Raw genomic sequence first — 23,974 nt, forward strand, 5'->3', positions numbered from 1 at the left:
GTCGATGCCGGCGTCCTGCGATGAGTGGATGGTGTCGTGGCCGCTGCCGGCGGTGATGGTGTCATTGCCGCGGTCGCCCGACAGGAACTGGTCGCCCGACCCCGCCACGATGACGTCGTCGCCCTGGCCGCCGCGCACCACATCGGCGCCCGAGCCGCTCATCAGGGTGTCGTTGCCCAGATTGCCCAGGATCTGATTGGCGCTGGCGTGGGCGGTGATCAGGTCGTTGCCCTGGCCGCCCACCAGGAAGTCGCCGCCGCCAGACCCGCCGTCGATGGTGTCATTGCCCTTGTTGCCGTTGATGTCGTCGAAGGCCGCGCCGCCCTGGATCGAATCGTCGCCGCCGTTGCCGCGCAGGTAGTTGGCGCCGCCTGAGCCTGCGGTGATGGTGTCATTGGTCTCCGGCGCCTGGATGGTGTCGCCGCCGGCCGCGCCGTTGATCACCTGGCCGGGGCCGCTGGCGACCGCTCCCGTCCCCGTCTGGGTGACGCCGACCGTATAGCTGCCGGCGTAGCCGTCGACGAAGGCGCCCGCCTCGACGTAGTAGGTCCCCGACGCCGTGGGCGTGAACGACAATCGCGAATCCGGATTGGTCCCGTCGACGATGTCGTCGTTCGAGGCGATGAGCGCGCCGCTGGAGTCGTGCAGCCGCAGGAACGGGTCGGCGAGCGTGCCGCCATGGCCGGTCGAGCCGGTCTCGGTGATCGAATAGGTGTTGCCGGCCTGCAGCTGCACGGCGAACCAGTCGCGGTCGCCGGCCTGCTGCAGCACGCCGGTCGCCGTGCCGCCGATGGCGACCTGGCCAAGTGGATGCGTGAGGTCGCTGAGGCTGTTGGCGAAATCGTCCGGCGCGGGGACGAAGGGCCCCGACTGGCTCGTCGGATTCCAGCCCAGGATGTCCAGCACCTGCAGGTCGGTGGCCGACACCGTCCCGGGCGCGCCCGGACCGCCGGCCCCGAAGGCGTCGCCGAAGGTGTGGTCCCAGTCGGCGAGGTCCTCGCCGTCATTCTGACCCAAGCTGTTGATGGCGTTGTGGAACGCGAAGCTGGTGACGTGGTTGGCGTCGACGCCGAAGAAGGTCTCCACCCCGTCCGACCCGCCGGTGAAATCCCGCTGGCCGCTGGCCGTGAAACGGAACAGGTCCATCGGATTCCACTGGCTTCCGTCGAAGCCCAGGCTGCCGATCCGGCCGAACACGCCCTCGCTCAACTCGTGCTCGACGGCGCCGATGGCGTCCTGGCCGAAGGTGAAGTTGAGGTTCGAGTTCAGCGTCACCGAGTCGACGATGTTGTTGGACTGTTTGGCCAGACCCAGCATCACCGCCTCGGCGGTCGGGATCGCGAACCCCGCGCCGCCGGAGGGGTCGCTCGCCGGCAGGCCGTTCACCGACAGCAGGTCGTCGGCGGTGGTGGCGTGCGTCCTGAGCGCCGCGACGAACTGCGCATAGCTGACGCTCTTCTCGTCGAAATTGTTCTCCGCGCTCGAGCCCGCGCTCAGCGGCGCGAAGTCGAAGTTCACGCTCACCGTCAGCTGGTTGGTGAAGTGGCTCTGCAGGAAATTCTCGGCGGAGATGATCGCGGAGCGGTAGTCGGCGCTGACGGAGTCGCTGTAATCGTTGATGAAGACCAGGCCACTCCCTGCGAGAGTGACGGCTTCAGTCGGTAAGGTCATCTAAAATGCCCCTGGGCCCCCGGGGGTTTAACACGCAGGGGCCAGTGGGCGGCGAAGTGGCCGCCTTGTCAATGCGGCTTTCCGTACACGTCAACCTGCGCCGCGCCGCCATCGAGGGGATCATGCTCAAGCTCACCTTCTGCCTCATCCGCCTGCCCCAGCTCAGCCGCGAGGCGTTCCAGGACTACTGGATCAACACCCACGCGCCCCTGGTCGCCTCGGTGGCCGAGGTCCTGCAGATCCGCCGCTACGTCCAGCTGCACAGCTACCCGGAGGCGGCCAGCGCGGCGCTGCGGGCCGGCCGCGGCGCGCCGGCCGAGTACGACGGCGTCGCCGAGCTGTGGTTCGACAGCCTGGACGCCGTGGTCGCCAACGGCGAGCGCCCGGAGGCGCGCGAAGCCGGCCTGCTGCTCCTGGAGGACGAGCGCCGCTTCATCGATCTTCCCAAGAGCCCGCTCTGGTGGGGCGAGGAAAAGCCGGTCGTCGGCTAGGACGGTTGGCCGATCGGCCGAGCAGCCCTATCTGGACCGCATGTGCGCCGCCCATCCTCTCGACCGCCCGGTGTGGACGACGCTCACCACCCGCCAGGCGCATCTGGCCCGGGGCGATGCGCGGGCCTGGCGTCTCGAGGCCGACTACGGCCTGTTCGCCGCCGCCGCGGATGGCTCGGACGAAAGCCTGGCGGCGCTCGCCGCCCTGGTCCCGGCCGGGGGCGCGCTCGCCACGGTCGGCGTCGCCGAGCCTGGCCCGCCGATCGGCCTCGCCGCCGAGCCGCGCCTCATCTGGCAGATGGTCTGCGACCGGCTGACGCCCGCGCCGGACGGACCGCCCGCCTTCGAAATCGTCGACCTCACCGACGCCGATGCCGGCCAGATGCTGGCGCTGGCCACGCTCACCCAGCCCGGTCCGTTCTTCGCACGGACCCACCGGCTCGGCGCCTTCGTGGGCGTCAAGGACGCCGCGGGCCGCCTGCTGGCCATGGCCGGCGAGCGGATGAACCCGCCGGGCTTCACCGAGGTCAGCGGCGTCTGCACCGAGCCCGGCCAGCGCGGCCGCGGCCTCGCCGGCGCCCTGATGCGGGTCGTCGCCGAGCGGATCGCGGCGCGCGGCGAGACCGCCTTCCTGCACAGCTACGCCCACAACGCCCAGGCCATCGCCCTCTACGAGAGCCTGGGCTTTGCGCTGCGGACCGAGCTGACGATGACGGTGCTGACGCGGCCCTAGGCGGCGGCGGTCGCCGGCATCCGGTAGAGGCCGCAGAGCTTGTTGCCGTCCGGATCCCTCAGATAGGCGAGGTAGAGCTTGCCGGCCGCGCCTTCGCGCACGCCCGGCGGGTCCTCGCAGGTGGTCCCGCCCGCCGCGAGGCCGGCGGCGTGCCAGGCGTCGGCCTGTTCGGACGAAGCGCAGGCGAAGCCGATGGTGCCGCCATTCGGCGCCGTCGCCGGCTCGCCGTTGATCGGCAGCGACACCGAAAACGTGCCCGTGGGCGTGCGGTAGAAGATCCGGTGGCGGTCGACGATGGCCGGCGCGACGCCCAGCGTCCCCAGCAGCGCATCGTAGAACGACTTGGCGCGCGGCAGGTCGTTGGTCCCGATCATGATGTGAGAGAACATGCGTGTCTTCCTTGCTGGGGCGCGGGGTTTGCGAGCGCCCCTCACCTACTGCAAAGCCGGGCCGCACCGGAAGACCCGCGCGTGGCGATTTTTCGTCGCCTAAATAGGCAATGGTCCGACCGTCGCGCGCCTGATTGAGTATTCGTCGCAATTCCCGGGTTCAATGGGCGGCCGGCGTCGCGGGACCTCGGGGGCGGCGCTTTTCGCGATTTGGAGCGGTTGGGGGCCTTTTTCAGATGTCCGACACGTTCGACGCCACGGTGGGCCGGCGTTTGCGCTGGCGGCGCAAGGCGCTCGGCCTTTCGCTGAAGGACATCAGCCCGGCCTGCGGCGTGCGCTTCCAGCAGATCGCCAAGTACGAGGCGGGCTCGGCCCAGGTCTCGGCCGCCATCCTCTGGAAGCTCGCCACCGCGCTCGAGGTCGACATCGGCTTCTTCTTCGAGGGCCTGAGCCCGTCTGGCAGCGCCGAGGACCGCGCCAGGCTCTAGGACTTAAGTCCTAAGACTTAGGTCCGATATACGCAACGTCAGAGCTGCGCTATAGAGGAAGCGGGGCTGGGCTGACGCCGCCAGGACAGTCCTCGTGGCCGCTCGATAAGTAACGGTGGCCCGGCGCCGCGGCGGCCTGTTGAGACCTTACCCGGCGAGGCAGACGATGGACGATCTTCTCAACCTCTATATCGGCAAGCGTCTTCGCCAACGCCGCAAGGCGCTTGGGCTGAGCCAGGCGGAGGTCGCCGCCCGCGCGGGCCTGCAGTTCCGCCAGATCCATAAGTACGAATGCTGCGAGAACCGCACCTCCGCGGTGGTCCTCTACAAGCTCGCCTGCGCCCTCGACGTCGGCGTCCACTATTTCTTCGAAGGCTGGCGCGACAGCGCGGCCGCCTCGCCCGAAGCCGCCCGGCCGGTCTCGGCAATGCTGCAGTAGCGCCGGGGCCGACCGCCTCCTAGTGCCCGAACAGCCGGGGGAAGGTCGCCTTGAAGATGCTGCTGAGGCCGCTTTTCGGCGACGCCATCGCCTGCAGGAACGCCACCGTCCGCCCCGCCGCGCCGGTGAACTCGAACGAGACGCTCTGGAAGGAACAGTCCACCAGCGTCGGCGGCGCGCCGCCGATGTAGATGAGCGCCGCGTCCCGGAACCGGCACCGCTCGAAGGTCCCGCCGTCCAGCAGCACGCGCCCGGTCAGGTCCTCGTCCACGAAGCTGCGGGGGTCATCGACGCTCCGGGGATTTTCGACGACAAGATGCTGGTCCAACGGTCTGGGCACGGAACGCTCTCTCTTACTGAGCGCCTAACGCCGCAATGACGCGGTTCGATCCGGCCACCCGAGACGGCCCCGCCTCAGGACCGCCCGTCAGGGTTGCGGCGCCCACCCCTCCAGCCACCGCAGCCGCCGCTCGAACTCGGCCCCGCGCCCCTCGGCCTCGGCGGCGGTCCGCAGCGTCGGCAGCGCTTGGCCGATCGCTTCGGCCACCTCGCCGCCCGACGCCCGGCGCCCCGCCGCATACCACTCGAGCCGCGTCGGCTCGGCGAGCCCGAACAGGGTGCCGGCGCCGGCGCGGAACGGGGTCGCGCCGCGCCCCTTGGTGATCCAGATCGCGGTCACCGCCGAGCCCTGTTTGCTGATGTTCGGCTGGGCCACGCAGTCGGCTGCGTCGGCGTAGCGGTCGCTGAACCGCGCGTGGGCCGTCGACAGGTGCGGGCAGGCGCTGACCGAAAAGGCGGCGCATTCATAGTGCGACGGCGGCTCCGGCGTCGCGCCCTCGATCACCGACATCGGCCCCACGACCCAGCCGCGATAGGCCCCCAGCCGATCGCCGCAGACCCAGCAGCGCTCCTCGTTCCAGGCGAGGCTCAGCTTGGCCGCATCGACCACCGGAAACCGCGGCTCGCCGGCCTCCCAGGATACGAACCAGGGCGCCGGGAACCCGCGCCGGTCGCGGGGCAGATGGGCCAGCCGGGCCGGCGCGTCGGGAAAGCGTGGCGTCATCGAATCTCAAGGGTGTGCAGGGAATACCTCCGACCATTGATCGCGCCCGGCGAAAATAGAAGTCCCCTCCCTCCCGGCGAAGCCGAAAGGGAGAGGGTGGAGAGAGCAAGCAAAAGGCCGCCGCCGCCCGCTAGTTGATCTTCACCGTCGCCGTGCCCGCCGGCAGCTCGATATCGAAACTGTCCCCCGACTTCTTGCCGGCGGGGAGGGGAAGGCAGTTTTCCGGCGCGGTGTTGGTCGCGCTGCAGAGCTTGTCGCCGTCGATCCGCCACGTCCCGTTGATCCGGCCGTTCATGCCGCTGACCTTGCCGTCCGGCGTGAAGGCGAACACGACGTCCGCGCCCTGGAACTTCAGGGTCGCGCCATGGGCGGCGATCTCCTGCCCGGTATCCGCCGCCGCGGGCGTCGCCGCCGCCAGCACCAGCAGCCCCATCGCCAAGACATATTTGCGCATCGCTCACGTCCTCCCCGGTCTGTATGATAGTATGCATACAATACACCTTTGAGGGACGGCGTGAAGTGGGACGTCTGGCCGCACGTCCAACCTCCTGCCCTTCTCCCCTTGTGGGAGAAGGGGCCGTGACGCCACTTGCGAGAGCGGTCGACAAGCATTTCGGGGCTGACCCACAGCCTCCGGCTTGAATCTCATGGCGGCTATTCTGTCGAGCGACCGCCATTGCAGCCCATCCAGGTTCGGTGAAAGGCTCACCCCGCGCAGAACCCCCCGTTTCGCGCCTATCGAAAGGATCGCGCCGAGTGTCCGCAGGCTCTCCTCAGGCGTGTGTGGCCGATTTCACCGCCGCGCTGATCCGCCGGGAGATCAAGGCCGCCCTGGCGCTACTCACCGACGACGTCGTGTTTTTCTACAGCAACGGAACGGCCGTCCGGGGCAAGGACGCTTTCGCGCAGGTCATGACCTCGAGCTGGAAGCCGGTCGAGGACTACAGCTATTCGACCCTGGACCAGGCCTGGATCGAGCAGTCCGACGCCGCCGCGGCGGTCATCTATCACTTCGCCTGGTCAGGCCGCGCCCGGGGCGCCGAGGTCGGCGGCGGCGGACGAGGCACCCGCGTCCTTCGGAAGGACCCGACCGCCGGCTGGCTGATCGCTCACGAACACCTCAGCACGGGGCAGTGGGGGCCCTAGGCCCACCTCCTTTGCTGCCGCGGCCCCTCCACCCTTCCTCAACCCTTCCCCTTCATCTCTGCGTCAGCCACACTGGAACAGACGATGAACGCCGCGATTCGCATAATCGGCCTGGACCCGGGCCTGCGCCGCACCGGCTGGGGCGTGATCGCCATCGAGGGGGCGAGGCTGATCCACGTCGCCCACGGAGTCATCGCGCCGAAGGACACGCTCCCCTTCTCCGAGCGGCTGTTGATCCTCTTCGACCAGATCGCCGAGGTGATCGCGCTCCACGCGCCGCACGAGGCCGCGGTGGAAGAGACCTTCATGAACACCAACGCCCAGTCGGCGCTGAAGCTCGGCCATGCGCGGGCCTGCTGCCTGATCGCCCCGGCGCGGGCGGGCCTTTCCGTCGCCGAATACGCCGCCACCGTGGTCAAGAAGGCCGTGGTCGGCACCGGCGCAGCCGACAAGGCCCAGGTCGGCTTCATGATCCGCCGCCTGCTGCCGACCGCCGGCGACACCACCGCCGACGCGGCCGACGCGCTCGCCGTCGCCATCGCCCACGCCCACGCCAGGCGCGCGCGGAGCTACGCGGCCTAGGCCGGCTTCGGCAGCAGGCCTCCGAACACGCCCCGCCAGGTCAGCCCGCGCGTGCTGTAGACAATGACCGCGAACGCGACCGCGCCCGCCACGCCCAGGCTCGCCTCGAAGACCAGCATGCCGCCCGATCCCCAGCGGCCCTGGGCCCAGCCGTCCAGCGCGGTCATGGCCAGGATCGGTATGTTCGAGAGCGAGGCCAGCATGTTGTACTTGGTGGCCGCCGCCCCCTTGCCGATGGCCTCCAGCGCCACGGCCGAGAACCCGCCGTACACGAAGCCGAGGATCAGATTGTAGATCGTGGCGAAGACGATGAAGGCCAAGGCCGTGCGCGGCCCCATCGCCATGGCCACGGCGGCGGCCGCCGTCCCCAGGCCGAACAGCAGATAGGCCAGCTTGCGGTCCATCCGGTCGCAGAGATAGCCACCGGCGACGGACCCTATAATGCAGACCACCCCGCTGAGACCGCCGCCGATCAGCGCCACTTCGTCGCCGCTGGCGCCCCAGTCGCCGGCGATCGCCGCCCACAGGTTTGAAGCCGCGCCCGTGCCGACCGGCAGCAGCACCAGCACCGCCGCCAACAGGCCGAGCCGCGTGATCATCAGGCTCCAGACATCCTTGGCCGCTGTTTTCAGGACCGTGAGATAGCCGCCCTGCACCTCATGCGCCGGATCGGAGAGGCCCCGCAGCCCCAGCATGCAGCCCAGGGAGAGCAGGGCGAGCGTGATGGCGGGCAGCCAGGCGTGGCTTGAGTGCTGGGCGATCACCAACCCAACCCCGCCGCCCAGGCCCGTCCCGCCGAGATTGCCGGCCTGCGCCCAGCCGCCGGCCCGGCCCTTCTGGCTCGGCGGCGTGTCATAGGCCATCAGCCGTTCCACGCTCATGGCCGAAAAGGTCGAGGTGGTGTTCATCGCGAAGATCACCACCCCGAACACCGGCAGCAGGGCCACGGTGTAGGGCATGACCGCGAAGGCCAGGAACCCCAGCACCGTCACGATCACCGATATCCGGTACCAGATCTTCGGGGTCAGGGTGGTGTCGGCCAGCGGCGCCCAGAGCACCTTGTAGGTGCTGGGCAGGATCGACAGCGCCACCAGGGTCGCCACCTGCGCCACGCTCGCCCCGGCCTTGGTCAGCATGTAGGCCAGCGTCACCGTCACATAGCCGCCGGCCGCCCCGTAGGGCATGAACAGCAACAGGTAGACGGACGGATGCGGCGGCTTGTGCGGCCCCCCAGGCAGCGCTCGGTCCGTCGTGGGCTCGGTCATGCGGCGTCCCCCCAAGGACCCCAGGACCGTAGCCGGATGAACGGCGTTCGCCACTGCACATTTTTGACCGGTCCCGGCGGCCGGGGAGTGTTGAAAAGTCCGGTTAACCGGCGCCCGTCGGCGCGCCCTGGCGGTCCCCAGGCGTTCTCGGTTTTCAAGCGGGGCGACGCGGTTTACGAGGAGCCTGGAACAGATGCTGAACGCCATTCACATTCGCCGCGCGGGAGCGACCCCATGATCGGCCGCCTCTGGGGCGTGGTCGCCGAGGTGGGCGAGGAAGAGGCGCTGATCGACGTGGCCGGCGTCGGCTATGTGGTGCGCTGCGGCTCGCGGACGCTTTCCCGCCTGCCCGGGACCGGCGAGACCGCCACCCTGCACATCGAAAGCCAGTGGGGCGAGCAGACCGGCATAACCCTCTACGGCTTCCTCGACCGCCACGAGCGCCGGGCCTTCGTTATGCTGAAGACCATTCAGGGCGTCGGCCCCAAGGCGGCGCTGGCGGTCCTCGACGTCCTGCCGCCCGCTGAACTGCAGGCCGCCGCCGGCCGCGGCGACCAGGCCGCGGTCTCCCGCGCCCAGGGCGTCGGACCGAAACTGGCGCTGCGCATCGTCACCGAGCTGAAGGACAAGCCCATCGCCGACGGCCTGGTCGCCGCCTTCCACGCGTCGGCCGGCCCCGCCAAGCCCGCGCCGCCGTCGGCCGCCGGCGAAGCCGTCGCCGCCCTGATGGGCCTGGGCGTCGCCGAACCCGCCGCCAGGCGCGTCGTCGAACAGGCGGCGCTACGCATGGGCGATGAGGCGGAGGCGCCGGCCTTGATCAAGGCCGCGTTGCAGGAGCTCGGGCGGTGACCCGCCTCGTCTCCGGAGAACCCGCGCCGCTGGAAGCCCCCGACAAGGCGCTGCGCCCGCAAACCCTCGCCGAGTTCGTCGGGCAGGAGCAGGCCAAGGGGAACCTGCGGGTGTTCATCGAGGGCGCCAAGTCGCGCGGCGAGGCGCTGGACCACGTGCTGCTGTTCGGCCCGCCGGGTCTGGGCAAGACCACGCTGGCCCAGATCGTCGCCCGCGAACTGGGCGTCAACTTCCGCGCCACCAGCGGCCCGGTGCTGGCCAAGGCCGGCGACCTCGCCGCCATCCTCACCAACCTCGAGCCCAACGACGTCCTGTTCATCGACGAGATCCATCGGCTCGCCGCCAACGTCGAGGAGATCCTCTATCCGGCCATGGAGGACCACGTGCTGGACCTGATGATCGGCGAGGGGCCCTCGGCGCGCTCGATCCGCATCGACCTGGCGCCCTTCACGCTGGTCGCCGCCACCACGCGGGCGGGCCTGCTGGCGACGCCCTTGCGCGACCGGTTCGGCATCCCGATCCGCCTGGAGTTCTACACGCCGGCCGAACTGCAGAAGGTGCTGACCCAGGCCGCCGCGAAACTCGGCCTGGCCCTGCATCCGGAAGGCGCCGCCGAGATCGCCGCGCGCTCGCGGGGCACGCCGCGCGTCGCCGGCCGGCTGATGCGCCGGGTCCGCGACTTCGCCGCCTCCGATGGCGTCGAGCTGATCGACCGCAAGGCGGCCGCCAGCGCCTTGGCCCGTCTCGACGTGGATGAGCACGGCCTGGACGCGCTCGACCGCAAATATCTGCGCGCGCTGATCGAGAACTATGGCGGAGGCCCCGCAGGCGTCGAGACGCTGGCCTACGCCATCGCCGAGGCCCGCGACGCCGTCGAGGACGTCATCGAGCCCTTCCTGCTGCAGCAGGGTTTCATCCAGCGCACGCCCCGCGGCCGCATGGCCTGCGCCAAGGCCTATGCGCACCTGGGCCTCATGGCTCCGAAAGGCGTCGGTCAGCCCCAGCCCGGGGACCTGTTCGATGAGTGATCCATCATCGGGCTGGCTGGTCGGCCGCGAGCATCAGCTGCCGGTGCGCATCTATTACGAGGACACCGACTTCACCGGCGTCGTCTATCACGCCAACTACCTGCGCTATTTCGAGCGCGGGCGGAGCGACTTCTTCCGCGTGGTCGGCGTCAGCCATTCCGCCTTGCTGGAACAGCCCAACCCCAGCGCCTTTACGATCACCCGCATCACCGTCGACTTCAAGCGCGCCGCGCGGATCGACGACGCGCTCCTGGTCCGCACCACCTATGACAGCGTCAAGGGCCCGCGCCTGTTCATCAGCCAGCGGATCACCCGCGGCGAGGAACTGATCGCCACCGCGCAGGTTGAAGCAGCCTGCATCGACCTCGCCGGCCGCGCCATCCGCCCGCCGGCGGGTCTAAAGGACGCTCTGGCTCCGCTGTTTGCCGACTCGCCATAAGTTCGCCATCGCCTCGCGCCACGACCATTTCTTCCCCGCCGCGTTACTTGTCTTGGGAGCTCCTGGACCTCGCATGGATTCCGTCGCCGCCGTCACGCCAGAGAGCTTCAACTTCATTCACCTGTTCATGCAGGCCGACTGGATCGTGAAACTGGTCATGCTGGGACTGGCCGGGGCCTCGCTGTGGTCCTGGACGGTGATCATCGACAAGACCTTCCGCTTCTCGCGGCTGAACCGCGAGGCCAACGCCTTCGAGGACGCCGTGGCCTCGGGCAAGAGCCTGGAGGACGTCGCCGCCGAGGCCGGCGAGCGCCCGCGCCACGCTCTCCCCCGCATGCTGCAGGGCGCGCTGCGCGAATGGCGCGACGCGCGGGCCAAGGGCCTGACCAACGACAGTCAGGCCGCCTTCCTGATCCAGCGCATCGACCGGGTCCTCGACGCCGCCATCGCCCGCGAGAGCTCACGCATCGAGGACGGCCTGGGCTCGCTCGCCATCGTCGCCACCGCGTCGCCTTTCATTGGGCTGTTCGGGACGGTGTGGGGTATCATGCACTCGTTCCAGGCGATCGCGATCCAGAAGAACACCTCGCTGGCCGTCGTCGCCCCCTCGATCGCCCAGGCCCTGTTCGCCACCGCCATCGGTCTCGCTGCTGCAATTCCCGCTTACATCGCGTTCAACAAGTTCTCGACCGATGCGGCCAAGTTCTCCGGCCGGCTCGAGGGCTTCGCCGACGACCTCTCCACCGCCATCCAACGGCGGCTGGCGGAGCGGGTCTAGGCCATGGCGCTCTCCGCCAACGACGCCTTCGCCGCCACCGGCGGCGGCCGTGGACGCCGCCGCCGCGGGCGCGCCCGCCGCGGCGCGCTCTCCGAGATCAACGTCACCCCGCTGGTCGACGTGATGCTGGTGCTGCTGATCGTCTTCATGATCTCCGCGCCGCTGCTCACCGCCGGCGTGCCGGTGGAGCTGCCGAAGACCGAGGCCGGCTCCCTGCAGGATCAGACGCAGCCGCTCACCGTCACCATCCGCGCTGACGGCCAGATCTTCGTGAAGGAGGACGAGGTGCCGTTTGGCAACCTCGCGCCGCGCCTGAAGGAGATGGCCGGGCCGACGACCAAGCCGATCTACGTGCGCGCCGACGGCAAGGCGCCCTACGCCATCGTCGCCCAGGTGATGGCCTCGCTGTCGACGTCCGGCTTCACCTCGATCAACCTGATCACCGACACCGGCGGGCCGTCGTCGGGCGCGACGCCCAAGCCCGCCACAGCGCCTGGGGGACCTGACACCCCGTGACCCGCCGCGAGCTTCAGCCAGCCATGCTTGGGTCGGTGCTGCTGCACACGACCGTGGCGGCGTTGCTGCTCATCTCCTGGAACTTCACCCACGACCTGAAGGTGGGCTCGGTGGTGCCGGTGACCATCGTCAGCCGCGCGCCCGACGCCGACCTCAAGCCCGTCGAGCAGGCGCCGGTGGAACAGACCGCCCAGACCGACACGCCGGTCCCAGACGCGCCCCACCAGTCGACGCCGCCCAAGCCCGAGCCGAAACCCACACCGCCGCCGCCCAAGCCGGTCCCGACCCCCAAGGAGGTCAAGCCGATCCCGACGCCGGCGCCCGCCAAGCCGACGCCGCCGGCCAAGCCGGAGAAGACCCTCGATCTCGACGCGCTCTCGGCCAGCATCTCCAAGATGACCAAGCCCGCGCCGCCTAAGCCGTCGTCGGCGCCCAAGGGCCCGGCCCGGCCCGACACCGCGCTGGTCGCCCGCCAAACCGTGGGGACGGGGGTCTCCGCCGCCGCCATGAGCGGGCTCGCCGACGAGCTGCAACGGCGCTGGAACCCTAACTGCGACGTGGAGGGCGGCCGCGACGTGCAGCTGCGCGTCACCTTCACCATCGGCCAGGGCGGCCAGGTGGTCGGCGATGCGACGCCACAGATCAAGGCCGGCTCCGGCGAGGTGGCCCGCGCCGCCGCCGACCGCGCCGTGCGCGCCGTCTATGCGGCGGCGCCCTTCCGGTCCCTGCCGCGCGAGTTCTACGGTGAGAAGATCGCGGTCAACTTCAACGCGCGCGAGGCCTGCTCCGGATGACCCAGTTTTCCAAACGGACCCTGCTAACGGCCATGGCCGCCCTGCCGGCCGCCGCCCTGCTCCGCCCCGGCGCGGCGCGCGCCGACATCGAGGTCAACGTCAACCGCGCCGACGTTCAGCCCTTGCCGATCGCGATCCCGGCCTTCGGCGGCGGCCAGGTCGGCGCCGATATCGTCGGCGTGGTCAGCAGCGACCTGCAACGCTCGGGCCTCGTCCGCCCGCTGGACCCCGCGAGCTTCACCGATCGCGACCTGACCGTCGCGGTGCAACCCAACTATCCCGCCTGGCAGAAGATCAACGCCCAAGCCCTGCTCTACGGCCAGGCCAGCGCCGCCGGCGCCGGCCTGCAGGTGGACATCCGTATCTGCGACGTCTTCGCCGAGAAGGAGCTGAAGGGAGAGCGGTTCACCTCCAGCCCGGAGAACTGGCGGCGCGCGGCGCACAAGATCGCCGACTTCGTCTATGAGCTGCTCACCGGTGAGAAGGGCTATTTCGACACCCGCATCGCCTTCGTCGCCGAGACCGGCGGGCGTGGGTCGAAGACCAAGCGCCTGGCGATCATGGACCAGGACGGCGCCAATCCGCAGTACCTGACCGACGGCAGCGCCACGATCATGACGCCGCGCTTCTCCTCCACCAGCCAGCAACTCACCTACATGGAGCTGCGGCCGGAAGGCTCGAAGATCTACCTCCTCGACCTCGACACCACCCGGCGCGAAAGCCTGGGCGAGTTCAAAGGCATGGTGTTCTCGCCGCGCTTCTCGCCGGACGGATCGAAGGTCGCCTTCTCCGTCGAGCGCGGCGGCAACAGCGACATCTTCATGATGGACCTGAGAAGCCGAGCCACGACGCGACTGACCGTCGATCCGGCCATCGACACCTCGCCGTCGTTCTCGCCCAACGGCGCGCAGATCGTCTTCAACTCCGACCGCTCCGGCCAGCCGGAGCTCTACATCATGGGCGCCGACGGCTCGAACCCGCGGCGGATCAGCTTCGGCCAGGGCCGCTACACCGCGCCCGTCTGGAGTCCCACCGGCGAGTTCATCGCCTTCACCAAACAGACCGGCGGCGAGTTCCACATCGGGGTGATGAAACCCGACGGCTCGGACGAGCGGATTCTCACTTCCAGCTACCTCGACGAGGGACCCGCCTGGGCGCCGAACGGCCGGGTGCTGGTGTTCACCCGCCAGGGCGCGGGCGGCACATCGAAGCTGTGGAGCGTCGACGTCACCGGCCGCACCCTGCAACCGCTGCCCTATCCCGGCGCCGGATCCGACCCGGCCTGGTCGCCGCTATTGAACTGACTCCGCTGTGGAGCCTTTCCTCGGAGAGGCTCCAGGGTTGCGCCGCGAGGCGGACCACTAGATTCTCACCCAAGCGCCGCCTGTTGATCAGGGCCGGCGCGCCTTTCGAAGGAGACGTCTCCCATGGTCACCCCCGCAAACACCAGGAGCGCCCTGCGACTGACGCTCATCGCCGCCGGCGCGCTGACGCTCGCCGCCTGCGGCCACGGTCCCAAGCCCTCCTATCCCACCAGCCAGGCGACGCCGGCGCCGCGCGGCGCCGAGCCGTCGCGTCCGCAGTCCAATCCGAACCGCGCCGAACCGGTGACCCAGAACGCGCTGCCGGGTTCGGAGCGCGACTTCACCGTCAACGTCGGCGACCGCGTCTACTTCGACTACGACATGTATACGATCCGCGCCGACGCGGCCCCGCTGCTCGATGCTCAGTCGGACTGGCTGAAGCGCTATCCGGCCGTACAGGTGCGCATCGAGGGCAACGCCGACGAACGCGGCACCGAGGAATACAACCTGGCGCTTGGCGCCCGGCGCGCCAACGCGGTGCGCGAATACCTGGTCGCCCACGGGGTCGCGGCCACCCGCATCACCACCGTCTCGTTCGGCAAGGAAAAGCCGATCGACACCGGCGTGGGCGAGCAGGCGGAGGCCCATAACCGTAACGGCCATACCGCGATCGTCAGCGGCGCCCGGATGCAATGACACCCAAACGACCGCTCCGTCTGTTGGCAGCCTGCGCGGCGATCGCCCTGATCGCCGCGCCGGTCGTCTCGCCAACCTTGGCCTTCGCCCAGACGCCCATGGACGACCCGCTGGACGCGCGCGACGCCAAGCGGCTCGACCGCATGGAAAAGGTCGTGCGCGAACTGCGCGACATCGTCTTCAAGGCCCAGAAGACCGGCGCCCCGGTTGTGGTCGAGCCCGCCGACACCGACGCGCGGCTGGCCGACATCGCCACCAAGATCGGCGACATCGAGCAGACGATCACCAAGCTCAACGGCTCGCTGGAGACCACCACCCACGAGCTCGACCAGGCGCGGCGCGAAAACACCGCGCTCCGCGCCCAGGTGAAATCGCTCGGCGACCGGTTGACCGCCGACGAGCAGAAGCTGGCCGACGCGGCGCAAGCCGCCCAGGCGGCGGCTCAGGCCGGTCCGCCGCCGGCGGCCGAACCGGCTCCGCCCGCCGACCCCAAGGCCGCCGCGGCCGCCGCCAACGCTGCCTTCACCAAGGCGCGGCAACTGATGCTGAGCGGCGACTATGACTCCGCCCAGACCGCGTTCAGCGACTACGTCACCACCTATCCGGACACGCCGCGCGCGCCGGAGGCCCGTTACTGGTGGGGCAAGACGCTGGCAGTGAACGGCGACTACGCGCGCGCCGCCAGCGCCTTCATCGGCGCCATCCGCGGCTGGCCACAGACCGCCTGGGCGCCTGACGCGGTCGTCGAGCTCGGCCGCGCGCTGGTGCAGCTGAAGAAGCCCGCCGACGCCTGCCAGGCCCTGACCGAGCTCAACCACCGCTATCCCAAGGCGCCGGAAGCCATCAAATCGCGCGCCGCGACGGTGCGCGTCCAGGCGAAGTGCGGGTAGCGGCGACGCACGGGGCCACGAACGCCGGCCTCGATGACGCGGTCGGCGAGATCCTCGGCCGCCGCCTGCTGGACGACAGCCCGCGCCCAGTCGCGGTCGCCCTCTCCGGCGGCGGCGACTCCCTGGCCCTGGCCCTGATCGCCCAGGCGTGGGCGCGGCGGACCGGCCGGCGCCTGCTGGTGCTGACCGTCGACCACCGCCTGCGCTCCGAGAGCGCCGCCTGGACGGACGCCTGCGCCGCCACCGCCGCACGGCTAGGAGCTTCGTTCCAGGCCCTGGCCTGGACCGGCGACAAGCCCGCGACCGGTCTCCCCGCCGCCGCTCGTCACGCCCGGCACGCCCTGCTGGCCGACGCCGCCCGCGACGCCGGCGCCCGCGTCGTCCTGATGGGCCACACCGCCGACGACGTGCTGGAGGCGCGGTTGATGCGCGAGGCCGGCTCGACCACGCCCGATCCGCGCGAATGGGCGCCCTCGCCGGCCTGGCCACAGGGCCGCGGAGTCTTCCTGCTGCGGCCGATGCTCCGTGTACGGAGGAGATCAATCCGCGATTGGCTGGTCGAGCGCGGTGAACGCTGGATCGATGATCCCGCCAATGAGGACCGCGCCTACGCCAGGCCCCGTGCGCGCCAGGCGTTGGCGGTCGGGGCGGCGGCGGGCGAGGAAGCGCCCGGCGCCCTGGCCGTGTCCCTCGCCCTGGCCGTGTCCCTCGCCCTGGCCTGCGGCGAGGACGCCCGGGGCGTCCTGCGGATCGCCCGCGATACCCTGCGTGACGCCGCGCCCGAGGCCCGCGCGCGGTTCGTGTCCGCCGCCTGCCTGTGCGCGGCCGGAACCGATCGGCCGCCGAGTCGGGAGAGGGTCGAGCGCCTCGCCGACCGGCTGGGCGGCGAAGACGTTTTCACCGCCAGCCTGGCCGGCGCCCGCATCGCCACCGATGCCGCGACCGCGAGCTTCGGCCGCGAGCCGGGCGAGGCCGCGCGCGGCGGCCTGACGCCCGTGTCGCTCAGCGCCGGCGAGATCGGGGTCTGGGACGGCCGTTTCGAGATCGCCGCCGACCGCGACCTCGAGGTGCGCGCCTTGCGGCGGACCACCTTGCCCGTCGCCGCGGATGGGAGCGCGTTGCAGGCGGCGCCGCTCGCCCGCGAGCGCCTGCTCGCGGCCTGCGGCGTCATCGCGCGCGAACCCGCCTAGTCTCAGCGGTGCGCCGTCGCCAGCACGTGCTCTACGCCGCGCACGATTGGGTCGGCGAAGCGGCGGCCGAGCAGGTTCGCGTGCCCGGCGCCGGCGACGTGCTCGATGTAGCCGTTCTGTGAGGCGAGCGCGGGCACCGACTGCACCTCCTTCAGGGCGGTCACCGTGTTCTCGGCGCCCGCGGTGATCACCGCGATCGGCATGGCCGCGGGAAAGTCGCCGGCGCGGGCCTGGTCGGAGGTGGCGCGCCACTGGCGGACTTCCTCGGCGGCCCAGTGCGCGTGGCTGGGCGAGCCCCAGATCCGGCGCTTCTCGGCCGAGGCCTCCGGCGGCAAGCCGATGCGGTCGCCGGCGACGACGGCCAGCGGGCGCATCATGCCGAACTTCGCGCCCTCGCTGGTCCAGCCCAGGAGGCGGCTGAAAACGTCGACGCCCTTGCCGCCGACCGGGTGGTTGATCACGTCCGGCGTCACCGCGTCGACCAGCACCACGCCCAGTGTCTGTTTGGGGTGGGTCAGCGCATAGAGCCTGACCATCAGCCCACCCATGGAGTGGCCGGTGAGCACGAACGGCCCGGTCTCGTCCAGTTCGCGCAACAGGCTCGCCAGGTCGCAGACGATGGCGTTGCCGTCGCGCGGTTTCGGGCCGGGCTCGGAATGGCCCAGGCCGGCGCGGTCATAGGCGAGGCTCGCCAGCCCCTTGGCCGCGAGCTTCTCCTGCACCACCGCCCAGTCCGAGGCGCAGCCGAAGGCGCCGTGCTCCAGCACTATGGTTGGCCGGTCGCTCTTGGGTCCGGCGCGGACCACCCGTAGCCGCCGGCCGCCCACGTCGACCATCTCGCCCCGAGGGGGCTTGATGGCTTTGCGCAATGGCACGGCCGGTGCAAGGGACATTGGGCGGTCAGCTCTTCTTCACGAACGGCTTGGGAAGGCGATTGCCGCCCTGGCGGGCGAACATCCAGCCGGGGTATTCGCTGGGCAGTTCCGAGACCTCGTCGAGGCGCTTCATCTCGACCTCGGTCAGGGTCAGTTCGGCGGCGGCCAAGTTGTCGTCCAGCTGCTCCAACGTCTTGGCGCCGATGATGATGCTCATGGTGAAGGCTTTTTGCAGGATGTAGGCGAGCGCCACGCGGGCGACCGAGGCGCCGTGCGCGTCGCCGACTTCGCGCATCACCTCGACGCAGGCCCAGGCGCGATCCTTGTCCACCGGCGGGAAATCGAAGGTGGTGCGGCGCGAGCCTTCCGGATTGTTCGAGCCCGGCCCGAACTTGCCGGACAAGAGCCCGCCGGCCAGCGGCGACCAGACCATCAGGCCCAGCTGCTCGGAGGTCAGCATGGGGACCAGCTCGCGCTCCAGGTCGCGCCCGGCGATGGAATAGTAGGCCTGCAGGGTCTCGAACCGGGCGTAGCCCTTGGCTTCCGACAGGCCGAGCGCCTTGGCGATCTTCCAGGCCGACCAGTTGGAGACGCCGATGTAGCGGACCAGGCCCTGGCTTACGAGATCGTCGAGCGCGCGCAGGGTCTCGTCGATGGGGGTGACCGTGTCGTTGCCGTGGATCTGGTAGAGGTCGATGTGATCGGTCTGCAGCCGCTCCAGGCTGCCCTGCACCGAGTCCATGATGTGGCCGCGAGACGCGCCCCGGTCGTTGGGCCTGGGGCCCATCTCGCCGAACACCTTGGTGGCGATCACCACGTCGGAGCGCTTGGTCTTGAGGTTCTGCAGCGCCTGGCCGAACAGCTTCTCGGACTCGCCGAAGGAATAGACGTCGGCGGTGTCGAAGAAATTGACCCCGGCCTCCAGGGCGCGCCCGACGATGCCGTCCACCTCGCCCTGCTGCAGGGCGCCGATCGCCTTCCACATTCCGGCGTTCTCGGACCCGCCGAAGGTCATGGTGCCCAGGCAGATCTCGGAGACGAACAGGCCCGTGCGGCCAAGCTGATTGTACTTCATGGGCGTCTCCAAGGTTCGGGGATGCTTGGCCATATGGTCAGGCCAATGTGACGCGTCGAGGTCACCCCCGCCGCGAGATCGCAATAAAACCGAAAAAAGCCTGTTGGCCGGGCGCCTAAAGGCCCTTGAGGATGCCCTCGACCATCTTCTTGGCGTCGCCGAACAGCATCATGGTGTTGTCGCGGAAGAAGAGCTCGTTCTCGACGCCGGCGTAGCCGGAGCTCATGCCGCGCTTCACGAACAGCACCGTGCGGGCCTTTTCCACGTCGAGGATCGGCATGCCGTAGATGGCGCTGGTGGGATCGGTCTTGGCGGCCGGGTTGGTCACGTCGTTGGCGCCGATCACGAAGGCGACGTCGGCGGTCGGGAACTCGGCGTTGATGTCTTCCAGCTCGAAGACCTCGTCGTAGGGCACGTTGGCCTCGGCCAGCAGCACGTTCATGTGGCCGGGCATGCGGCCCGCGACCGGGTGGATGGCGTATTTCACCTCGACGCCCTCCTCCTTCAGCTTGTCGCCCATCTCGCGCAGCGCATGCTGCGCCTGGCTGACCGCCATGCCGTAGCCGGGGACGATGATCACCTTCGACGCGTTCTTCATGATGAAGGCCGCGTCGTCGGCCGACCCCTGCTTCACCGGCCGGGTCTCGACCGCGCCGCCGGCGCCCGCGCCTGAGTCCGTGGCGCCGAAGCCGCCGAGGATCACGGAGATGAAGCTGCGGTTCATCGCCTTGCACATGATGTAGCTGAGGATCGCGCCGGATGAGCCCACCAGCGCGCCGGTGATGATCAGGGTGGTGTTCTCGAGCGTGAAGCCCAGCGCCGCCGCCGCCCAGCCGGAATAGCTGTTCAGCATAGAGACCACGACCGGCATGTCGGCGCCGCCGATCGGGATGATCAGGGTGCCGCCGACGATCAGGCTGAGCGCGAAGACCGCCCAGAAGGCCCAGAGCGCGGTCCCGCCGCTCATCACCAGGACGACGATCATCGCCACGACCGCGACACCGAGCGCCAGGTTCAGCAGGTGACGGCCCGGCAGCAGGATCGGCGCGCCCGACATGTTGCCGTTCAGCTTGGCGAACGCGATCACCGAGCCGGTGAAGGTCACCGCGCCGATGGCCAAGCCGACCGCCAGCTCGATCAGCGAATGGGTGACGACCCCGCCTTCGGGCGCGGCGATGCCATAGGCGGCGGGCGTGTGGATGGCGGCGACGGCCACAAGGCAGGCCGCCATGCCGACGAGGCTGTGGAAGGCGGCCACCAACTGCGGCATGGCGGTCATGGCCACACGGCGCGCGATCAGGGCGCCGACCCCGCCGCCGATGGCGACCCCGCCGACGATCAGGCCAAGCGTCAGGGCGTCGAGCGACCCCTGGGTCCAGAGCGTCGCGAGCGCGGTGGCCACGGCGATCGCCATGCCGATCATGCCGTTGCGGTTGCCGGCCTGGCTGGTGGTGGGCGAGGAGAGGCCCCTGAGCGCAAGGATGAACAGGACGCCTGAGACGAGATAAAGGATGGCCGCGAGGTTGGCGTTCACGCCGCGTGCTCCTTCTTGGGAGCCAATTCTTTCGCGTGAACAGGGGCCTTCTTTTTGTACATGGCCAGCATTCGTCGCACGACCAGGAAGCCGCCGAAGATGTTGACGCTGGCGAAGGCCGCGGCGACCGCGCCGGCGCCCTTGGAGACCATGATGTTGGAGGTCATCGCGCCACCGTCCGGCGCATGCGCCGCCACGGCCAGCAGGGCGCCCACGATGATCACCGAGGAGATGGCGTTGGTCACCGCCATCAAGGGCGTGTGCAGGGCCGGCGTGACGCTCCAGACCACATAGTAACCGACGAAGATCGCCAGCACGAAGATCGCCAGGCGAAAGACGGTGGGATCGACGGCTTCCATTTCGGGTCAGCCCTTCAGGTTCGGGTGGACGACCGCGCCGCCCTGGGTGACCAGCGCGGCCTTGAGGATTTCGTCCTCGTAGTTGGGCGCGAACTTGCCCTCGGCGTCGAGGAACAGGCCGGCGAAAGCCATCAGGTTGCGGGCGTAGAGCGCGGACGCATCCGCCGCCACCCGGCCCGGCAGGTTGGCCACGCCCAGGATCTTCACGCCGTTCTTGGTGGTGACCACTTCGCCGAGCTTGGCGCCCTCGACATTGCCGCCCTGCTCGATGGCCAGGTCGACCAGCACCGAACCCGGCCGCATGGAGGCGACCTGCGCGGCGCTGACCAACCTCGGCGCCGGGCGGCCGGGGATCAGGGCGGTGGTGATCACCATGTCCTGCTTGGCGATGTGGCTGGAGACCAGCTCGGCCTGCTTGGCCTGGTATTCGGCGCTCATTTCCTTGGCGTAGCCGCCGGCGGTCTGGGCGTTCTTGAACTCTTCGTCCTCGACGGCCAGGAACTTGGCGCCGAGGCTCTCCACCTGCTCCTTGGTGGCGGGGCGCACGTCGGTGGCGGTGACCACGGCCCCCAGCCGCCGGGCCGTGGCGATCGCCTGCAGGCCGGCGACGCCGACCCCCATGATGAACACCTTGGCCGCGGCGACCGTGCCGGCCGCGGTCATCATCATCGGCAGCACCCGGCCATAGGCCTCGGCGCCCTCGATCACGGCGCGGTAGCCGGCGAGGTTGGCCTGGGACGACAGGACGTCCATCACCTGAGCCCGGGTGATCCGCGGCACGAACTCCATGGCGAATGCGGTGGCCTTGGCCTTGGCGAGCCCGGCCAGAGCGGCCTTGTCGATGTACGGATTGAGGGTGGCGACGACCAGCGTGCCGGCCTTGAGGGCGGCGATCTCGTCCGGCTCCGGTGCGCGGACCTTGAACAGGATGTCGGCCTTGGCCAGCGCGTCCTTGGCGGTCTTGGCAAGCGTCGCGCCGGCGGCGGCGTAGTCGGCGTCGGGGTAGGAGGCGGCCAAACCGGCGCCCGCCTCGACGGTCACGGCGAAGCCCGACGCGATCAGCTTCTTGACCGTCTCGGGAACCGCGGCGACGCGGGTTTCGCTGGCGCGGCGTTCCTTGGTGACGGCGATGAGAGCCATGGTCCGCGACGTCCCCGAAACGCGACTGCCAGGGACCTTAGGGGGTCGCGCCCGCGTCTGTCCAGACGCCCTGAACCCCCGGGGGCAACCGGCAATCGATGATTGCGGTTTGGAAGCCTAGTGCGCTTGGCCGCCGCGCTCGCGCAACAGCGCGATGCCGAGACCCAGGACCACGACGCCGGCGATGGCGCCGGTCAGGAAGCCCGCGCCGGTGCAGAACCAGAGGACATTGGTCAGGACCGCGGATGCGATGATCAGCGAGCCCCACTTGGTGATGTTCATGACCAGGTGGAAGGTCGCCACCTGCTCGTGGATGTCCATCTCGCCGCGGTGATATTCGGAAGCCTGACCGGCCATGGGACGCTCTCTGGTTCGAAGTAACCGTTGAGCGCGGTGCTACACGAGAGCGGCGCGCCGCTCAAGCTGCGGGTCTACTTCGGCGGCCAGGCGGCCAGCAGGGCCCGCAGCGCCGCCACCAGGGCCAGCGGCTGGTCGATCATGATATGGTGGTGGGCGTCGGGGATCTCGATCTCGATCATGCCCGGCGGAAAGGGCGAGGGCGCGCCGGACTTGCGGTGCTCCACGATGCGGCTCTTGGCGCCGTAGATGTGCACCATCGGCGTCTTGACCTCGGGAACCTCCAGGGGATCGCCGCCCATGGCCCGCTGGCGGTCGAGCTTGGCCCACATGTTGGGATCGAACCGCCAGGTCCAGCCCTGGCCCTTGCCGTCGGGCATGGGGACGCGCTTCAGCGATTTGCGGGCGATGAAGTCAGCGATGTAGGCGTTGCCGGCCGGCTGCGGCGGCATCAGGCGGAAGCGGCCGAGCGCCTCCTCAAGGGTCGCATAGACGCGGCTCGGCCGGTCGACGGTGGGGATATTTCGGATCGCCTCCATCTGCGCCTGGCGCTTGGCGAGCTCCTCCGGCGGCGGGCCGAAGCCGGTGTCGACCATGATCGCCGCGTGCATCCGCTCGGGGTTGCGGACGGCGGCGAAGAACACCTGGCCGCCGCCGAACGAGTGGCCGATGTAGGTCGGCTTGCGGCCGCCTTCGTAGAGGCCGACGGCCCGCGACACGGCTTCCGCGTCCTCGGCGAAGTCGGTGAAGCTGTACTTCTCGCGCCAGTCCGAGGCGCCCATGCCGGCCAGCGACATCGAGGCGACCCGATAGTGCTCGGCGAAGAACGGGGCGATGAAGCTCCACCAGTCGGCATGGGCGGAGTTGCCGTGCACGAACAAGAGGCCGGGCTTGCCGACCTCGCCCCAGGTCAGCACCTCGAGCTTGGAGCCCAGGCTTTCCACGAAGACCCGCTCAGGCTCCTGGGCGACGGCGTCCTTGAACCACTGCGGCGCGGCCGGCGGCTCGCCGCGGTAGATAGCCAGCGGCGCCTGCACCTCCGGCGGCAACGGGACCTCGGCGTGGACCGGCCGGTCGTCATGGATCTCCGGCTTCACGTCTTCAGCCATGCGGCGGTCCTCAGCAATCTGGGGCGGGAAATCTGGGGCCGGAAAAATCGGCGCGGCCCGGCAATATGGGGTGACTGGACTAACAACCGTTTGAAAAATGGCAAGCGCTTCGTCCCGGCGCTAGGGTCCGGCCCGGATTGTTTCGGAAAGGGGGCCACGGGCAAAACGGATGAGGGCCCTTGTCGCCGCCATCGCCCTCTTCGGGTTTGCCTTCAGCCTGGCGCCCGCCGCGCAGGCCGGAACCTTCCGCCGCACGGTCCCGCCTGGCCATTGCCGCGTCGTGCACGGCCGCATGGCGATCTACAACGGCACCTTCTCGTTCCGGATCTGGGCGATCGGGACCCACCGGATGCTGCGCGTGGTCAACGAGGACCTCGACAACTTCGATGACATCGGGCGCCTGCCACCGGAGCTGGCCAGGGCGCTCGGACCATACCGGGAGAACCTCTGGGGGCACGACGTCTTCGCCGACTTCAAGGTCTGCGATGTCACGCGGAGTCGGCCAGGCGTGATGCAGACCGTCACCGTCGCCGGCGCCACGCGAATCCGCGTCGAGAAATAGCGCCGCGCCAATCGTCGCAAATCTTTACCCCCGACTTACCGCGGGCGTCCAAAACCCTCCCACGCCGCCGGTCCGAGTATTGGTCCAAGCGAGCCCAGCCCCCGGCTCTCCCTCCTCCCCCTGAAATGAGCCGGGGGCGCCCTCGCCCTCCGAGACCTCGGACAGCCAGCGGCCACGGCCCCCCTTAAATCTCATGGCAGCCAGTTTGCCTG

30 protein-coding genes are annotated in these 23,974 nt (G+C 69.8%); 17 read left to right on the plus strand and 13 right to left on the minus strand.

Annotated elements, in window-relative coordinates:
- Window positions 1–1,671: NF038122 family metalloprotease (locus VKQ35_RS05530; RefSeq protein ID WP_324359360.1), on the minus strand; the 1,671-nt coding region annotated here is incomplete at its 3' end.
- Between the two features lie 71 nt (window positions 1,672–1,742).
- Here VKQ35_RS05530 and VKQ35_RS05535 point away from each other — a divergent pair.
- Together VKQ35_RS05535 and VKQ35_RS05540 are read left to right on the plus strand one after the other, a co-directional pair.
- Window positions 1,743–2,162, plus strand: coding sequence for an EthD domain-containing protein (locus VKQ35_RS05535; RefSeq protein WP_324359362.1), 420 nt, complete (start codon window positions 1,743–1,745; stop codon window positions 2,160–2,162).
- 40 nt (window positions 2,163–2,202) lie between these two features.
- The gene (locus VKQ35_RS05540; RefSeq protein WP_324359365.1) at window positions 2,203–2,895 is read left to right on the plus strand and encodes a GNAT family N-acetyltransferase; all 693 of its coding nucleotides are present in this window, start codon (window positions 2,203–2,205) and stop codon (window positions 2,893–2,895) included.
- Here the strand turns inward: VKQ35_RS05540 and VKQ35_RS05545 are convergent.
- Window positions 2,892–3,284, minus strand: coding sequence for a VOC family protein (locus VKQ35_RS05545; RefSeq protein WP_324359367.1), 393 nt, complete (start codon window positions 3,282–3,284; stop codon window positions 2,892–2,894). The two genes, VKQ35_RS05540 and VKQ35_RS05545, sit on opposite strands and share 4 nt — an antisense overlap.
- Before the next feature lie 236 nt (window positions 3,285–3,520).
- Between VKQ35_RS05545 and VKQ35_RS05550 the strand changes: the two genes are divergently transcribed.
- Both VKQ35_RS05550 and VKQ35_RS05555 read left to right on the plus strand, forming a co-directional pair.
- On the plus strand, window positions 3,521–3,772 hold the full coding sequence (locus tag VKQ35_RS05550) for a helix-turn-helix transcriptional regulator (protein ID WP_324359369.1): 252 nt from the start codon (window positions 3,521–3,523) through the stop codon (window positions 3,770–3,772).
- Window positions 3,773–3,938: 166 nt separating this feature from the next.
- Entirely contained in the window at window positions 3,939–4,211 is a 273-nt protein-coding gene (locus VKQ35_RS05555; RefSeq protein ID WP_324359370.1) for a helix-turn-helix transcriptional regulator, read from the plus strand.
- Window positions 4,212–4,230: 19 nt separating this feature from the next.
- Here VKQ35_RS05555 and VKQ35_RS05560 read toward each other — a convergent pair whose 3' ends face one another.
- The 3 genes from VKQ35_RS05560 to VKQ35_RS05570 form a co-directional block, all read right to left on the minus strand.
- Window positions 4,231–4,551 carry a hypothetical protein gene (locus VKQ35_RS05560; RefSeq protein ID WP_324359372.1) on the minus strand — a complete coding sequence of 107 codons (321 nt, stop codon included), beginning with the start codon at window positions 4,549–4,551 and terminating at the stop codon, window positions 4,231–4,233.
- Window positions 4,552–4,638: 87 nt separating this feature from the next.
- Entirely contained in the window at window positions 4,639–5,274 is a 636-nt protein-coding gene (locus VKQ35_RS05565; RefSeq protein ID WP_324359374.1) for a hypothetical protein, read from the minus strand.
- Window positions 5,275–5,404: 130 nt separating this feature from the next.
- On the minus strand, window positions 5,405–5,728 hold the full coding sequence (locus VKQ35_RS05570) for a hypothetical protein (protein WP_324359376.1): 324 nt from the start codon (window positions 5,726–5,728) through the stop codon (window positions 5,405–5,407).
- Window positions 5,729–6,030: 302 nt separating this feature from the next.
- On the opposite strand from VKQ35_RS05570, the gene VKQ35_RS05575 reads away from it, so the two are divergent.
- The gene (locus VKQ35_RS05575; RefSeq protein ID WP_324359378.1) at window positions 6,031–6,420 is read left to right on the plus strand and encodes a nuclear transport factor 2 family protein; all 390 of its coding nucleotides are present in this window, start codon (window positions 6,031–6,033) and stop codon (window positions 6,418–6,420) included.
- Between the two features lie 84 nt (window positions 6,421–6,504).
- Complete coding sequence (gene ruvC, locus VKQ35_RS05580; RefSeq protein ID WP_324359380.1) at window positions 6,505–7,002, plus strand: crossover junction endodeoxyribonuclease RuvC; 498 nt, start codon at window positions 6,505–6,507, stop codon at window positions 7,000–7,002.
- On the opposite strand, the gene VKQ35_RS05585 is transcribed toward ruvC, so the two are convergent.
- Window positions 6,999–8,267, minus strand: a complete 1,269-nt coding sequence (locus tag VKQ35_RS05585) for an MFS transporter (protein ID WP_324359382.1) — start codon at window positions 8,265–8,267, stop codon at window positions 6,999–7,001. The genes ruvC and VKQ35_RS05585 overlap by 4 nt on opposite strands.
- A gap of 234 nt (window positions 8,268–8,501) precedes the next feature.
- Here VKQ35_RS05585 and ruvA point away from each other — a divergent pair, with 234 nt between their 5' ends.
- From ruvA to tilS, 10 genes are all read left to right on the plus strand, one after another.
- Window positions 8,502–9,116: a Holliday junction branch migration protein RuvA gene (ruvA, locus tag VKQ35_RS05590; protein ID WP_324359384.1), complete on the plus strand. Its 615-nt coding sequence runs from the start codon at window positions 8,502–8,504 to the stop codon at window positions 9,114–9,116.
- Window positions 9,113–10,144, plus strand: coding sequence for a Holliday junction branch migration DNA helicase RuvB (ruvB, locus tag VKQ35_RS05595; RefSeq protein WP_324359386.1), 1,032 nt, complete (start codon window positions 9,113–9,115; stop codon window positions 10,142–10,144). The genes ruvA and ruvB overlap by 4 nt, the downstream gene beginning before the upstream one ends.
- Window positions 10,137–10,583 (plus strand): YbgC/FadM family acyl-CoA thioesterase, encoded by a 447-nt coding sequence (locus tag VKQ35_RS05600; RefSeq protein WP_324359388.1) that lies wholly within the window; start codon window positions 10,137–10,139, stop codon window positions 10,581–10,583. Before ruvB ends, VKQ35_RS05600 begins: the two co-directional genes overlap by 8 nt.
- A 73-nt stretch (window positions 10,584–10,656) precedes the next feature.
- Window positions 10,657–11,361: a protein TolQ gene (tolQ, locus tag VKQ35_RS05605; RefSeq protein ID WP_324359390.1), complete on the plus strand. Its 705-nt coding sequence runs from the start codon at window positions 10,657–10,659 to the stop codon at window positions 11,359–11,361.
- A gap of 3 nt (window positions 11,362–11,364) precedes the next feature.
- Window positions 11,365–11,877, plus strand: a complete 513-nt coding sequence (locus tag VKQ35_RS05610) for an ExbD/TolR family protein (RefSeq protein WP_324359392.1) — start codon at window positions 11,365–11,367, stop codon at window positions 11,875–11,877.
- Window positions 11,874–12,671, plus strand: a complete 798-nt coding sequence (locus VKQ35_RS05615; protein ID WP_324359394.1) for an energy transducer TonB — start codon at window positions 11,874–11,876, stop codon at window positions 12,669–12,671. Before VKQ35_RS05610 ends, VKQ35_RS05615 begins: the two co-directional genes overlap by 4 nt.
- Entirely contained in the window at window positions 12,668–13,975 is a 1,308-nt protein-coding gene (gene tolB, locus VKQ35_RS05620) for a Tol-Pal system beta propeller repeat protein TolB (RefSeq protein WP_324359396.1), read from the plus strand. The genes VKQ35_RS05615 and tolB overlap by 4 nt, the downstream gene beginning before the upstream one ends.
- A 123-nt stretch (window positions 13,976–14,098) precedes the next feature.
- Entirely contained in the window at window positions 14,099–14,671 is a 573-nt protein-coding gene (pal, locus tag VKQ35_RS05625) for a peptidoglycan-associated lipoprotein Pal (protein ID WP_324359398.1), read from the plus strand.
- Window positions 14,668–15,561: a tol-pal system protein YbgF gene (ybgF, locus tag VKQ35_RS05630; protein WP_324359400.1), complete on the plus strand. Its 894-nt coding sequence runs from the start codon at window positions 14,668–14,670 to the stop codon at window positions 15,559–15,561. The genes pal and ybgF overlap by 4 nt, the downstream gene beginning before the upstream one ends.
- Window positions 15,552–16,751: a tRNA lysidine(34) synthetase TilS gene (gene tilS, locus VKQ35_RS05635; RefSeq protein ID WP_324359402.1), complete on the plus strand. Its 1,200-nt coding sequence runs from the start codon at window positions 15,552–15,554 to the stop codon at window positions 16,749–16,751. Before ybgF ends, tilS begins: the two co-directional genes overlap by 10 nt.
- A gap of 2 nt (window positions 16,752–16,753) precedes the next feature.
- Here the strand turns inward: tilS and VKQ35_RS05640 are convergent, their stop codons facing one another.
- From VKQ35_RS05640 to VKQ35_RS05670, 7 genes are all read right to left on the minus strand, one after another.
- Window positions 16,754–17,644 (minus strand): alpha/beta hydrolase, encoded by an 891-nt coding sequence (locus VKQ35_RS05640; RefSeq protein ID WP_324359404.1) that lies wholly within the window; start codon window positions 17,642–17,644, stop codon window positions 16,754–16,756.
- Window positions 17,645–17,651: 7 nt separating this feature from the next.
- Window positions 17,652–18,701: an aldo/keto reductase gene (locus VKQ35_RS05645; RefSeq protein WP_324359406.1), complete on the minus strand. Its 1,050-nt coding sequence runs from the start codon at window positions 18,699–18,701 to the stop codon at window positions 17,652–17,654.
- 115 nt (window positions 18,702–18,816) lie between these two features.
- Window positions 18,817–20,235: an NAD(P)(+) transhydrogenase (Re/Si-specific) subunit beta gene (locus VKQ35_RS05650; RefSeq protein ID WP_324359408.1), complete on the minus strand. Its 1,419-nt coding sequence runs from the start codon at window positions 20,233–20,235 to the stop codon at window positions 18,817–18,819.
- Window positions 20,232–20,594: an NAD(P) transhydrogenase subunit alpha gene (locus VKQ35_RS05655; protein ID WP_324359410.1), complete on the minus strand. Its 363-nt coding sequence runs from the start codon at window positions 20,592–20,594 to the stop codon at window positions 20,232–20,234. The genes VKQ35_RS05650 and VKQ35_RS05655 overlap by 4 nt, the downstream gene beginning before the upstream one ends.
- A 6-nt stretch (window positions 20,595–20,600) precedes the next feature.
- The gene (locus VKQ35_RS05660; RefSeq protein ID WP_324359412.1) at window positions 20,601–21,734 is read right to left on the minus strand and encodes a Re/Si-specific NAD(P)(+) transhydrogenase subunit alpha; all 1,134 of its coding nucleotides are present in this window, start codon (window positions 21,732–21,734) and stop codon (window positions 20,601–20,603) included.
- 117 nt (window positions 21,735–21,851) lie between these two features.
- Window positions 21,852–22,091 carry an aa3-type cytochrome c oxidase subunit IV gene (locus tag VKQ35_RS05665; protein ID WP_324359414.1) on the minus strand — a complete coding sequence of 80 codons (240 nt, stop codon included), beginning with the start codon at window positions 22,089–22,091 and terminating at the stop codon, window positions 21,852–21,854.
- A 74-nt stretch (window positions 22,092–22,165) separates the two neighbouring features.
- Complete coding sequence (locus VKQ35_RS05670) at window positions 22,166–23,200, minus strand: alpha/beta hydrolase (protein ID WP_324359416.1); 1,035 nt, start codon at window positions 23,198–23,200, stop codon at window positions 22,166–22,168.
- Between the two features lie 169 nt (window positions 23,201–23,369).
- On the opposite strand from VKQ35_RS05670, the gene VKQ35_RS05675 reads away from it, so the two are divergent.
- On the plus strand, window positions 23,370–23,762 hold the full coding sequence (locus VKQ35_RS05675; protein WP_324359418.1) for a hypothetical protein: 393 nt from the start codon (window positions 23,370–23,372) through the stop codon (window positions 23,760–23,762).
- The last annotated feature ends 212 nt before the right edge of the window (window positions 23,763–23,974 follow it).

The organism is Phenylobacterium sp., assembly GCF_035309685.1.
Taxonomy (GTDB): Bacteria; Pseudomonadota; Alphaproteobacteria; order Caulobacterales; family Caulobacteraceae; genus Phenylobacterium.

Excerpts from the sequence above, each read along its gene's own strand:
- VKQ35_RS05555 (WP_324359370.1), top strand. The coding sequence starts at position 3,939 with ATGGACGATCTTCTCAACCTCTATATCGGCAAGCGTCTTCGCCAACGC.
- VKQ35_RS05665 (WP_324359414.1), bottom strand. The coding sequence starts at position 22,091 with ATGGCCGGTCAGGCTTCCGAATATCACCGCGGCGAGATGGACATCCAC.
- VKQ35_RS05600 (WP_324359388.1), top strand. The coding sequence starts at position 10,137 with ATGAGTGATCCATCATCGGGCTGGCTGGTCGGCCGCGAGCATCAGCTG.
- VKQ35_RS05655 (WP_324359410.1), bottom strand. The coding sequence starts at position 20,594 with ATGGAAGCCGTCGATCCCACCGTCTTTCGCCTGGCGATCTTCGTGCTG.
- ruvA (WP_324359384.1), top strand. The coding sequence starts at position 8,502 with ATGATCGGCCGCCTCTGGGGCGTGGTCGCCGAGGTGGGCGAGGAAGAG.
- tolQ (WP_324359390.1), top strand. The coding sequence starts at position 10,657 with ATGGATTCCGTCGCCGCCGTCACGCCAGAGAGCTTCAACTTCATTCAC.
- ybgF (WP_324359400.1), top strand. The coding sequence starts at position 14,668 with ATGACACCCAAACGACCGCTCCGTCTGTTGGCAGCCTGCGCGGCGATC.
- VKQ35_RS05545 (WP_324359367.1), bottom strand. The coding sequence starts at position 3,284 with ATGTTCTCTCACATCATGATCGGGACCAACGACCTGCCGCGCGCCAAG.
- VKQ35_RS05565 (WP_324359374.1), bottom strand. The coding sequence starts at position 5,274 with ATGACGCCACGCTTTCCCGACGCGCCGGCCCGGCTGGCCCATCTGCCC.
- pal (WP_324359398.1), top strand. The coding sequence starts at position 14,099 with ATGGTCACCCCCGCAAACACCAGGAGCGCCCTGCGACTGACGCTCATC.
- tolB (WP_324359396.1), top strand. The coding sequence starts at position 12,668 with ATGACCCAGTTTTCCAAACGGACCCTGCTAACGGCCATGGCCGCCCTG.
- VKQ35_RS05675 (WP_324359418.1), top strand. The coding sequence starts at position 23,370 with ATGAGGGCCCTTGTCGCCGCCATCGCCCTCTTCGGGTTTGCCTTCAGC.
- VKQ35_RS05610 (WP_324359392.1), top strand. The coding sequence starts at position 11,365 with ATGGCGCTCTCCGCCAACGACGCCTTCGCCGCCACCGGCGGCGGCCGT.
- VKQ35_RS05660 (WP_324359412.1), bottom strand. The coding sequence starts at position 21,734 with ATGGCTCTCATCGCCGTCACCAAGGAACGCCGCGCCAGCGAAACCCGC.
- VKQ35_RS05670 (WP_324359416.1), bottom strand. The coding sequence starts at position 23,200 with ATGGCTGAAGACGTGAAGCCGGAGATCCATGACGACCGGCCGGTCCAC.
- VKQ35_RS05645 (WP_324359406.1), bottom strand. The coding sequence starts at position 18,701 with ATGAAGTACAATCAGCTTGGCCGCACGGGCCTGTTCGTCTCCGAGATC.
- VKQ35_RS05540 (WP_324359365.1), top strand. The coding sequence starts at position 2,203 with ATGTGCGCCGCCCATCCTCTCGACCGCCCGGTGTGGACGACGCTCACC.
- VKQ35_RS05640 (WP_324359404.1), bottom strand. The coding sequence starts at position 17,644 with ATGTCCCTTGCACCGGCCGTGCCATTGCGCAAAGCCATCAAGCCCCCT.
- VKQ35_RS05550 (WP_324359369.1), top strand. The coding sequence starts at position 3,521 with ATGTCCGACACGTTCGACGCCACGGTGGGCCGGCGTTTGCGCTGGCGG.
- VKQ35_RS05570 (WP_324359376.1), bottom strand. The coding sequence starts at position 5,728 with ATGCGCAAATATGTCTTGGCGATGGGGCTGCTGGTGCTGGCGGCGGCG.
- VKQ35_RS05535 (WP_324359362.1), top strand. The coding sequence starts at position 1,743 with ATGCGGCTTTCCGTACACGTCAACCTGCGCCGCGCCGCCATCGAGGGG.
- ruvC (WP_324359380.1), top strand. The coding sequence starts at position 6,505 with ATGAACGCCGCGATTCGCATAATCGGCCTGGACCCGGGCCTGCGCCGC.
- VKQ35_RS05585 (WP_324359382.1), bottom strand. The coding sequence starts at position 8,267 with ATGACCGAGCCCACGACGGACCGAGCGCTGCCTGGGGGGCCGCACAAG.